The 10,495-nt window shown below is 49.5% G+C and carries 14 protein-coding genes and 1 pseudogene; all 15 read left to right on the top strand.

Annotation, left to right across the window (positions count from 1 at the left end; all coding sequences use genetic code 11):
* Nucleotides 1-131 precede the first annotated feature (131 nt).
* Nucleotides 132-497 (top strand): hypothetical protein, encoded by a 366-nt coding sequence (locus FFI90_RS19090; protein ID WP_144780348.1) that lies wholly within the window; start codon nt 132-134, stop codon nt 495-497.
* A 110-nt stretch (nt 498-607) separates the two neighbouring features.
* The gene (locus FFI90_RS19085) at nt 608-1,480 is read left to right on the top strand and encodes a hypothetical protein (RefSeq protein ID WP_222120538.1); all 873 of its coding nucleotides are present in this window, start codon (nt 608-610) and stop codon (nt 1,478-1,480) included.
* A 55-nt stretch (nt 1,481-1,535) separates the two neighbouring features.
* Complete coding sequence (locus tag FFI90_RS20165; protein ID WP_186318022.1) at nt 1,536-2,138, top strand: hypothetical protein; 603 nt, start codon at nt 1,536-1,538, stop codon at nt 2,136-2,138.
* A 117-nt stretch (nt 2,139-2,255) separates the two neighbouring features.
* The gene (locus FFI90_RS19075; protein WP_144780347.1) at nt 2,256-2,663 is read left to right on the top strand and encodes a VOC family protein; all 408 of its coding nucleotides are present in this window, start codon (nt 2,256-2,258) and stop codon (nt 2,661-2,663) included.
* A gap of 98 nt (nt 2,664-2,761) precedes the next feature.
* Nucleotides 2,762-3,451, top strand: coding sequence for a DUF899 domain-containing protein (locus FFI90_RS19070; RefSeq protein ID WP_144780346.1), 690 nt, complete (start codon nt 2,762-2,764; stop codon nt 3,449-3,451).
* A gap of 134 nt (nt 3,452-3,585) precedes the next feature.
* Nucleotides 3,586-3,945 (top strand): hypothetical protein, encoded by a 360-nt coding sequence (locus FFI90_RS19065; RefSeq protein ID WP_144780345.1) that lies wholly within the window; start codon nt 3,586-3,588, stop codon nt 3,943-3,945.
* A gap of 97 nt (nt 3,946-4,042) precedes the next feature.
* Nucleotides 4,043-4,372, top strand: coding sequence for an SMI1/KNR4 family protein (locus tag FFI90_RS19060; protein ID WP_222120537.1), 330 nt, complete (start codon nt 4,043-4,045; stop codon nt 4,370-4,372).
* 68 nt (nt 4,373-4,440) lie between these two features.
* Nucleotides 4,441-4,872 (top strand): hypothetical protein, encoded by a 432-nt coding sequence (locus FFI90_RS19055; protein WP_144780344.1) that lies wholly within the window; start codon nt 4,441-4,443, stop codon nt 4,870-4,872.
* Between the two features lie 959 nt (nt 4,873-5,831).
* A complete protein-coding gene (locus tag FFI90_RS19050) occupies nt 5,832-6,209 on the top strand; it encodes a Rap1a/Tai family immunity protein (RefSeq protein ID WP_144780343.1) in 378 nt (125 codons plus the stop codon).
* 115 nt (nt 6,210-6,324) lie between these two features.
* A protein-coding gene (locus tag FFI90_RS19045; protein ID WP_144780342.1) for an IS3 family transposase occupies nt 6,325-7,505 on the top strand; the annotation gives its coding sequence in 2 pieces (ribosomal slippage) (nt 6,325-6,621 and nt 6,624-7,505; 1,179 coding nt in all).
* Between the two features lie 114 nt (nt 7,506-7,619).
* Nucleotides 7,620-7,823, top strand: a complete 204-nt coding sequence (locus FFI90_RS19040; protein WP_144780341.1) for a hypothetical protein — start codon at nt 7,620-7,622, stop codon at nt 7,821-7,823.
* A gap of 113 nt (nt 7,824-7,936) precedes the next feature.
* Nucleotides 7,937-8,419, top strand: a complete 483-nt coding sequence (locus FFI90_RS19035) for a hypothetical protein (protein WP_144780340.1) — start codon at nt 7,937-7,939, stop codon at nt 8,417-8,419.
* Between the two features lie 114 nt (nt 8,420-8,533).
* Nucleotides 8,534-9,184 (top strand): glutathione S-transferase family protein, encoded by a 651-nt coding sequence (locus FFI90_RS19030; protein ID WP_144780339.1) that lies wholly within the window; start codon nt 8,534-8,536, stop codon nt 9,182-9,184.
* A gap of 145 nt (nt 9,185-9,329) precedes the next feature.
* The gene (locus tag FFI90_RS19025) at nt 9,330-9,638 is read left to right on the top strand and encodes a transposase (RefSeq protein WP_071268458.1); all 309 of its coding nucleotides are present in this window, start codon (nt 9,330-9,332) and stop codon (nt 9,636-9,638) included.
* Nucleotides 9,608-10,492: pseudogene (locus FFI90_RS19020) on the top strand (IS3 family transposase); the annotation flags it as partial. The gene FFI90_RS19025 and the pseudogene FFI90_RS19020, both read left to right, overlap by 31 nt.
* Nucleotides 10,493-10,495 lie beyond the last annotated feature (3 nt).

Here is a 10,495-nt window from a genome sequence, read left to right as displayed (position 1 = left end):
TCTTCCAGGTATGGAGTGGCCTGTGACTAAGAGCAATATGACAGTCTTTCTGGACGTTCCGTTTAACAACACGTTGCACGCGACCTGCGCTTCGCTCCGGCACGTGAACATATTTCGTTAAGTTTTAGAATATGGAACGAAGCACATTCTCAATAATCGGTGATCGATATTTAGATACGCAATTCGATAATGATTATATCGAAGGGCTTGAAGCTGAATTAAAATCAAGAGGTATCACGGGCGTTCGACGTTGGGTTATTGAGTACGTTGCCGCTTCAAGCCTATGGTGGAATATCATTTGGTGGGATTGGTGCGATCTCAACGAAAAAGATGTAAAAATTGGATGGCAGCAAAACATTATAGGTTTTGGCTTCCTGTCGCTAGTAATGGCATTTTTTATTAGCATTTCAGCGGGGCTAATTACCTTTTTGATTTTGCATTTAATAACAACATCGATTGGCTTTGGGCTTCGGCGTGGAACAAAGCTTAACAAGTAGCTCCACCGGACAAATTTTAGCCGTCACCTTTTGTGCAAAAAGACGCACAAAAGTCGCCATCTAAAATTTGCGCGGTGAGCAAGGCGTTAACCATCAATCAGGAGAGCCTCATGGCTGAGAGTAAGGAAACAAAAGTTTGTGGAATAGTGATGCCCATTTCAAGCATTGACGGATGTGCTGAAACGCATTGGTCGGAAGTACTTGAGATTATTAACGAAGCGGTCGATGATGCGGGCTTTGAAGGGAATTTAGTTAGCAATTCCGATGAGGTCGGAATAATCCACAAGAGAATCATACAGAATCTTTATGATAATCCGATAGTTGTCTGCGATGTGAGCTGCAAGAATCCTAATGTGATGTTTGAGCTGGGGTTACGACTTGCATTTGATAAACCTACGATAATTATTAAAGATGACAAAACATCTTACTCTTTTGATACCTCTGCAATTGAACATCTAGAATATCCGCGTGATCTAAGATTTAGCCAGATTGTTGAATTCAAACAAAAGCTATCTGCAAAAATACAAGCAACATTTAAGAAGTCAACCACAGACGAAAACTACACAACTTTTCTAAAGCATTTCGGTGAATTTAAGGTTGCAAAAATTGATCAGAAGGAGGTTTCTGGTCAGGAATATATTTTAGAAGAGCTAAAAAATCTGCGGCGATCTGTACAAAGAATGGATAGAGGATGGGTTTCCAGAAATCATTTTAAAGAAAATTCTGACCGTGGTATTGATATCTGCTTAGGACACGGTGAAAGACCAGACATTAATGAAAAATTAAGCATGTTAATCTCTCACCCCGCATTAAAAAATGTTGGTGTTATGGAGTTGGATCCGGATCACTTGCACCTTACCGCTGACGTGAAGCCAGACTTTCCAACCAACATTGTGCGAGAAGAGGTGGAAAGTTTAATTGGCCGAAAGGTTAGTAATATTAGCCGTAAGCGTGCAATTAAAGCTGAACACGGAAAAGGTTAACAAAGCATTGCAGCGGACGTGCCGCTGAATGCGGCGTTAGATTTTTTGGGTGCATATGCCGATAAGTAACGATGAAGAATTGAAAGCCGCTGTCGCTCAAGCCGGAGACCTTCTGCAGGAAATCCACAACTATTGCGCTCAGAACAATCGTCCGAGGTCGGAGATGCATGAGGCAAAAGTACGGTTCCCGCGTGGTTTCATTCGCACGGCTGACATGCAGAGGGGCAGAATATCTTTTATTCGCGATCCAAACCTCAAAAGTAATTTGGCATACACCCTGATTCTTTCTGACGCTGTGTTGTGGCTCAGCCTGCGAACCGATATATGGGGTATCCCGCAGGAAATGCTCACCAAACTCTATGCGTTCCTACTGGGTTCACTCTGTGAAAGCCTCACAAAAAATTATTTGCATGGAGTCTGCGGAAAGGGCTTTAAGGGGCGAACTGAATATCTAAAAGACGCTGGAATAATTGATGACTGGCTGCAAGAGGATCTTGATTGGCTGTGGGAGGCTCGAAATCGGATGCACTTCTTTCAGCTACCCGGTCGGGAGTATCACAATGACTACGACACAGCGTTTCATGTGCGTGCGGTTGACGCTTTCAGAGGTCTCATAGAGGCTCTCTCAGAGCATGACCGCCTAGAATCTAACAAATAGTTCCAGTTCGTTCCGGGCCTGGATGGCCCTCCACCGGACGCCCTTTTCTCCGCTTCGCTGCAAAAAGGTCGCCGCTGAACAAAAGCGTTATGTGAACAAATAAGAATGGAGGAGCAGATGAAATCTATTAAGACGTCGCTTATGTTTGTCGGGGAACAGGCTGGAAAAGCCGAGGAGGCAATCAAGCTTTATACCTCTCTGTTCCCTAGTTCAGAGATCATTGATCTTCAGCGATACGAAGCTGGCGAGCATGAACCAGAAGGTTCTACTAGAATGGCTAGGTTTACGATAAATGGCACCGAGTTTATGGCGCTGGACAGTCATCTTGACCACCAATTTACCTTTACACCCTCCATGTCATTGTACGTTGAGTGTGAATCAGCCGCTGAAATAGAGAGAGCATTTCGGGTTCTCGCCGAAGGTGGCTCAGAGCTAATGCCTTTGGAGAACTATGGATTTAGTCAAAAATTTGGGTGGCTAAATGATAGGTATGGTGTGTCTTGGCAGCTCAATTTAGCGAATTAGGGTGATTGTGACACCAATACACAATCAAGTGTAATCCTTCGCAGCCCACGGCTGCCGGTCACTTGCCACTCACTTGGAACTAATAGGTGAATCAGACTATGACAACTAATAAGCAACCACTACCGGAAGTTGTTTCTCCAGAGCAATGGAGAATAAAGCTGGATCGACTTCTTATAAAAGAAAAGGAATTGACTCGAGCAAGGGATGCACTGAACGCTGAGCGTAGGAAGTTGCCAATGGTAAGGGTGGATAAGCGCTATACGTTCCAGGGAGAAAACGGCAAGTCTTCCTTATTGGATTTGTTTGAAGGGCGTCGTCAGCTTATTGTTTATCATTTCATGTTTTCCCCTGAGTGGGGGGCGGGATGTGATGGCTGCTCATGGGCCGTAGATGCTATGACCCATCCGGCTCATTTGCATGCTCGCGATACCTCGTTGGTTCTAGTGTCTCGTGCGCCTCGGGGAAAACTTGAGCAGTACAGGTCGCGGATGGGCTGGTCTACTCCTATCCCATGGTATTCGTCATACGAGAGCGACTTCAACTTCGATTTTGGTGCAACAACGGATAAAGGCGAAAGGCACGGTGTTAGCGTTTTTATTCGCGACGGAAATGAGATCTATCGCACCTACTATACCGGCGCACGTGGTGTCGAATATCTCGGCAGTCTCTGGACTTACTTAGACTTGACCCCGTTTGGTCGACAAGAAACGTGGGAAGATTCACCGGAAGGTTGGCCGCAGACTGAGCCGTATGTATGGAATCGCCGCCACGACGAGTACGATGTTTGAGATCGCACACATAACAAGTTGCTGCACTCGGAAAAATTACTCGCTGCGCTCCCAATTTCCCGGTGAGCAAGGCGTTAACAGTCAGGTAGAGAATGTTGGCCCCTAAGTTTGAGCTCAGGTTGTCGAGAGAACACGTGGAAGCGCGCGATTGCAAAAGTGGCGCTAGAGTCTCGTTTTCCCTAGACATCACCGTTGATGCAAAAAAAATCGTGACCGACGTCGGTGGGGCCCTACCTGAAGGCAGGGTGCGAGGAACAACGTACAAGCCCTTCACCACAGTGCCTGCGTCAGAAAAACAGATAAGAATGGCTAATTTGGTGTTGGCGCACACAATTAGGGAGCTTGATACAGCTCGGAACGGTCGCTTTTTTGGGATGTCATTTTCACCTGAAATTGAGTTCAGGCTCAGTCGCGACATGGCTCATTTGGTGGAATATCTCAAGCAAAACAAGGCTGGTTATGGCGCCCGTAAAATTTCGGTTGTTACCGAGTGACTGTTAACCAGTCATTCAAGTTCGTTCCCGGCCTGGCGGCCGTTCACCGGACGCCCTTGTCGGGCGCCGCTTAATATTGGCGTTAGGGCTAATAATCGTGAACCAAATTTTCGGCAAAGTCTTCAGAACCAGTGACGGCAGTGAGTACGGGGTCATTAGAAAGACCGCGGCACCGTTTCCTGAAGAACTTTCAGAGTCAGATGTGATCGCTGAAGATGAGTGTGGAAACTATTTCGTCAGAGAGAATCGAAGAATTTATTTTTGGGATCATGAAGCCAGCGAATTTACGATCATGGCGAATTCTATCAATGAGTTTATCGCCGGGTGTGCAGCTCCGTCAGAAGTGGAATTGGAGCCTGGGCAGGTTAAATCGGTTTGGGTCGATCCTGAATTTGCCAAAAAGTTTGGCATTGACCCCAAGCCCTAACAAGTCACGGAAGGTGGACGCGTGAGATGCGCCGCTTCGTATTGGCGTTATGCAGTAGAAGGTAGCTCATGGATTTAAATAGTATTGCATCAGCAGCTACAGCGGTTGGTGTTCTTATCGCAGCCTGGCAAATCTGGCAGTCCAGGAAGCTGGCTAGCGCGTCTTTTGAGGATTCTTACGACCAGCAGTACCGAGAATTAATGTACAGAGTTCCTGTCGATGCCCTCCTTGGTAAGAAGCTAAACGGACACAATCATAACGAAGCACGTGAAGCAATATACAACTACCTTGATCTTTGTAACGAGCAGGTTTATCAGAGGTCAAAAAGGCGGGTTAGCAAGGCGCGTTGGGCTGAGTGGAGAAGTGGCATCAAGGACAATCTTGAGAAACCGTTGATTTCAGGCATATGGTGCGAGGTAAAAAACAACGTACCAGGATCTTTTTCATTCTTGGAGCGGCTCGAACAGAGCGAATTCGAATCGGACCCCGTTCGTTGGTAAAACTGCTTAACCAGAGCAGGCACGGCGACACCCATTGCATTGCGCCTTCGGCTCCATTCCATAGGCGCGCATGCTGCAAGCGTTAGTGGCTGGGGCTTCGGTCCTTTTGGTTTGCGGTATACCAGTGGCCTTGGTGCCGGGCTTGGTTGCAAAACCCGCGTAATCTGGTGAGCACCAAGGCCGTCAGAATCCGCATCCGGTTTGGTTGCCTCGGCAATTGGTGGTGTTGGTAGCGGTTTCGGTGTTCACCGTGTGGGGCTGTCCGCCGAAAACTCGCTCTGGATCTGCTACCTTTTGAGTTCAGGTTTGTTCGCCGCATCGTCGGCGGTGTTTTCAAACGACGAGCATCGGCAAATGCCGGTGCTGGGTTACGGAGTAGGCGGTCACGGTCAGTGCCAGGGGGCGGGCTTGGTCAAAACCTCGCACTAACCAGTCGCTGTAGTACGCGGCCGATGGCCGCCGGACGCCCTTTACATTGCGGCTTCGCCTTCATTCCAAGGTCGCCGCTAAGCTTCGCGTTATAAGCCAAGGCTACGGTAATTTTTTGGTGGTTGGGTGCATGGGCCTTGGCGGATAATCGGGTGATGGTTTCTGGTTTCGCGTCATGGCCAAGGCCAGCAACTTCGTCGTCCAATCTGGAAGCCAGTATTGGCTTCTTCCGGGTTATCAGCAAAATGCCCAAGTTGTGGGGCCGTTCGCCGCCAATTCAGAAATGGCAGGGTAGTTTGGTGGTTTGTATCGGTGTTGGATCGTGAGCTTGTGCGGGGCTTCTTTGGAGTACGCATGGGCGCTTTGGTGTGGACCGGATACCATCGGGTGAACCGGCTTCTAACCAGTCGCTGTAGTACGCGGCCGATGGCCGCCGGACGCCCTTTTCATTGCGGCTTCGCCTCCATTACAAGGTCGCCGCTAAGCTTCGCGTTAGTGCCTGGGTGGCGTGCATTGAATTGGGAGTGGTTATGACTAAAATTCGAGTTTTTCTTTTGTTTGGCGTGGTTTGCCTATTCTCCAGCAATGCTTGGGCGCTTACAGGTGGTGAGATCTACAAAGGATGTTACGCAGCGGCTCAGGACAACTTCAATTATGACAGCCTGCCTCTCGGCGAGGAGGTCTACGTTGGGCATTGCTTGGGACTGATAACTGGTTTTGCAGAGATGATTAGGCTTTACGAGGGAACAAAGGCGCCACCAGTGGCGTGTATCCCGAAAGATGTGACCATTTCAATGCTTCTTGACGACGTTGTGAATTTTCTAGATCAGAATAGAGCGCACTGGGATATGAAAGCTACAGTTTTGATCTTAATTGCGTTAAAAAACAATTATTTATGCAGGTCTTAGCGGCGACCAAGAAGCAGGTCACTGCAAAAAAGCACTAACCAGTCGCTGTAGTACGTTCTGCACCTCCCCCACTTCAGTAGACACGCATCGATAACTCCGCAGAGGGAGAAAACCGGTGCCTGCAATCAAAACTGGCAAGAAGACCCAGAAGTACACCATCGAGTTCAAAGTCAAAGCTGTTGAATGGAGCCACCAGGCACACCGAAGTGTTAAGAGCGTTGCGGAAGCGCTGGATATTCACCCTTTCATGCTGTCACGCTGGAGAAAGGAACACCGTGAGGGGAAATTCGCCATGAAACGGGTCAAGCGAGCACCAGCGGAAGCGAAGAAAAAGATCAGTGGGCAGGATGAAATCAACCGGTTGAAGCGACAAATAGCAGAGCTTCAGGAGGAGAATGACATCCTAAAAAAGTTTCAACGTTTTCAGGCCGAGGAACGACAGAAGCGTTCCGGTTTGTCTGGAAACACCGACGAGAACACGGCGTAAAAGCCTTATGTCGCCACTTGGATATTTCGCGATCTGGTTACTATGCCTGGGCGAACCGGAAGCCAAGTAAACGTGCCTCTGAGAACGCTGATCTGTTGCTTCTAATACGGAGGATATACGATCAGAGTGAAGGCCGTTATGGCAGCCCGAAGGTGTACCGCGCCCTTAAAAGGCAAGGCGTTCGTGTGGGTGAAAACCGTGTTGCTCGACTGATGCGGGTTTGGGGCATGAAAGCACGAACCCACAGGATCTACCGGCGGCTGCTGACGAGAAGAGCGATCCTTAAAGCATGGCCAAATTATCGCCTAACCTTGGAAAAACCAGCAGGTGTAAACCAGCAATGGAGCAGCGACGTTACTTACATAAAAATGGGACGGAAGAACGTGTTTTTGGCGGTGGTTCTGGATCTGTTTTCGCGCCGTATCGTCGGTTGGAAACTGGAAAGCAGTCTGAACAATGAACTGTCTCGCGGTGCACTCAAACAGGCTATTGCAGACCGTTCTCCGTCGCCAGGACTCTTGTTTCATACGGATCGCGGAACCGAGTTCAGGGCACTGAAAATGCAGGACATGCTCACGCGTCACAAGATTCGTCATAGCATGAGCCGCCCAGGTTATTGCACTGACAATGCCGAGGTTGAGTCGTTCTTCAAAAATCTGAAGGGAGAATTGCTGCATGCCACCAGCTTTGTCACGCTTCGCCAACTACGACATCATATAAAACACTATATTGAGTGCTTTTATAACACCCAAAGGCTCCACAGTAGTCTTGATTACCGGACTCCGTTAGAGTTCGAGGAAGCTAACTAATGGGGCGTGTCCACTTTTTTGGGGGAGTAGCATTCCCGGCCCAAGGGCCGTCCACCGGACGCCACTGACGTGGCGCCGCTAAGCTTGGCGTTAAAAGCCTTACGGGCCCAAAGTATGAGCACTGAACAAAAACCCACTCTGGAACGCGAGGCCAAAGCTATTGAGGAATTGCTGATAGGTAAGGTTCTCACGGGTGTTATAAGGCATCAGAGCAGTGAAGTCGTCTTACAGTTTTCTGATGGCACTCGTCTTTTCGTGAACGGCGAAGTACAGGGTTCGCTGGATTTTTCGGTCACAGGAGGACGGCATGAGAACTAAGCTTTGGATTACGCTGGCTTCTAACCATTCGCAGCAGTACGCGGCCGATGGCCGCCGGACGCCACTGTCGTGGCGCCGCTGTGCTCCGCGTTAAGCACTAAAAGGGAGTCCTCATGGACGCCGAGCAAAAGGATACAACACGGTTTTTCTTAGTTAGTTGGCTAGATGAGGCGGTACATAGGTGCGACTCGTTTTTGCATAGCGTAAATAAGCCCTTTTCATTCGACGATGATTTTCACAAGCGGCGAATGTTTGAAGAACACTACGCCCTCACGGCTGCTGTTATGGGTGTCCGCTTTGCAAAGCAGCTAGTTCATCACGCGCCCAAAGAGTTAAAAGAACGGCTGGAATCATTCATTGCTGCAACGCAAGATGCTGTCGACGTGCGAGACATGCGTGAGCACTCGGATGAATACTTTTTGGGTAAGGGACGCAAGAAGGATGAGTTCTTTAAAGGAAGTGGGCAAGGCATTCAGTGTGACATGTCCTCGTCAATTCAGAACCAAAATGGCTATATGCTAGGCAACTTAATAGCTATGGAGACTGTCCGGCACGAGTGCCATACCCTGCTGCAGTATGTCCTCGAAAATGCTTAACAAATTATTGCAGTTCGTTCCGGCCCTAATGGGCCTCCACCGGACGGCCTTTTCTCCGCTTCGCTACGCAAAGGCCGCCGCTGAATATGGGCGTTATATTTCAAGGAGTGAACTTTGGAGCTCGTAATAGGGAATAAGAATTACTCGTCATGGTCGTTAAGGCCTTGGCTACTTTTGTCAGTCCACGAGTTACCTTTTAAGGAAGTGCGGATTCCGCTGAATCAAGACGATACATACACTGCGCTTGCCCAGCATACCGATGCAGGGAAAGTCCCGGTGCTTAAAGACAAGGACTTGGTCATCTGGGATTCGCTGGCAATCTGCGAGTATATTTCAGAGCAGTATCTGGATGGTCGCGGATGGCCAAGTTCCGTTCGTGCACGAGCGGAAGCAAGATCTTGCTGCGCAGAAATGCACTCGGGTTTCACAGAAATTCGAGGCCAATTGCCAATGAATTGCCGCGCAATCGGACGCAGAGTCCCTTTTAATGCAACCCTTGAGCGAGAGATAGCTCGGATAGACCGAATCTGGTCGCAGTACCGAGAAACCTATGCGAGTGCCGGCCCTTGGTTGTTCGGTGAGTTCTCTATTGCAGATTGCATGTTCGCACCAGTTGCGTCGCGATTTAAAACCTACGGGATCAAGGTCTCGGCGGTATCTTCAGAATATTTGCAGTTCGTCCTCGACCATGAACAAATGAAGGAGTGGGTTAGCCAAGCTCACGGTGAGCCCGAAACCATAGGCGTGTCCGAGGTAGGAATATAACAATCACAGTCACGGCGACGTCTACTGCATTGCGGCTTCGCCTCCATTCCGCAGCCGCGCATGCTGTTGGCGTTAGCCTTCCGAGTTACCCATGAATAGTAGACACCTTCTATAGTTAGGGTAGCCCCTAGCGCGGAGGTGTTTCATGAGTCGCAAAAAGACCCAAGCCTACACTGAGGAATTCCGTCGGGAAGCCGTCAGAAGAGCCGATCAACCGGGTAGCACGGCAGCGTCCGTTGCTCGGGAACTGGGTATACATCCCGGCCAGATCTACAACTGGCGTCGTCAGTTTACCCGTCTGTCTGATAAACAGTTTAATAGCGTTGATGGTGTCGATTACTCCAAGGCTGAGAGCGAAGCCATGCGGAAGCTCAAACGCGAAATGGAGATCTTGAAGAAGGAGAACGAGTTCCTAAAAAAGGTGTCTGCGTACTTCGCGAAGTCCCAAGAGTGAAGTACGCGCTGATGGATCAGTTTCGTCAGTCGTATACCGTTCGGTTGATGTGTCGGGTGCTGGAGGTTTCCGCCAGCGGCTACTACCGCTGGAGACAGCGCCCAGCCAGCCTCAGGGAGAAGCGCAGAGCGGTCACGGAAGCGGCCATCATGGAGACCTACGCCAGCTTTAAAGCTCGTTATGGTGCTCCCCGGATTGCCCAGGAACTGAGCGCAACCGGTGTTCCATGCTCCGTGAACTATGTGGCCGGGATCATGCGGGAGAAGGCTATTCGAGCCCGCAACGGCAAGGCCTTTAAATACAGTCGCACGTCTGAGGCGATGACGAACGTGGCAGACAACCTGCTGTGGCGTCAGTTTGCAGCGTCGGCTCCAAACCTGAAGTGGACGACCGACATTACCTACATCTGGGTGAGTGGCCGCTGGCTTTATTTGGCGACGGTGATGGACTTGTACTCGCGCCATATTGTTGGCTGGTCGCTGGATATGAGCATGACAGAGCAACTGATTACCGATGCCCTGAGCATGGCCTATGGACGCCGAGAGGTGAACCCAGGGCTGATTGTGCATTCGGATCGTGGTGTTCAGTATCGGTCGACAGGTTACCAGGATTACCTGCGTTCAAGGGGTTGTGTACCGAGCATGAGCCGTAAAGGAAATTGTTGGGATAATGCTCCGATGGAATCGTTCTTTAGTCGGCTTAAGGTGGAGTTGATCTACGCTGAGTGTTTCGAGTCGATCGCAGCGGCCAAATCCGCTATCTTCGAGTACATCGAAATCTTTTATAACCGAAAGAGAAGACACTCCGCTTTGGGCTATCTCAGCCCGGTGGAATACGAGCGCAGATGCGCATAACCG

It is taken from the genome of Marinobacter maritimus, from assembly GCF_007671675.1.
In the GTDB taxonomy this organism is placed as follows: domain Bacteria; phylum Pseudomonadota; class Gammaproteobacteria; order Pseudomonadales; family Oleiphilaceae; genus Marinobacter; species Marinobacter maritimus.
Note: the sequence above shows the minus strand (reverse complement) of the source record. Positions and strands in the feature narration are given on the sequence as shown.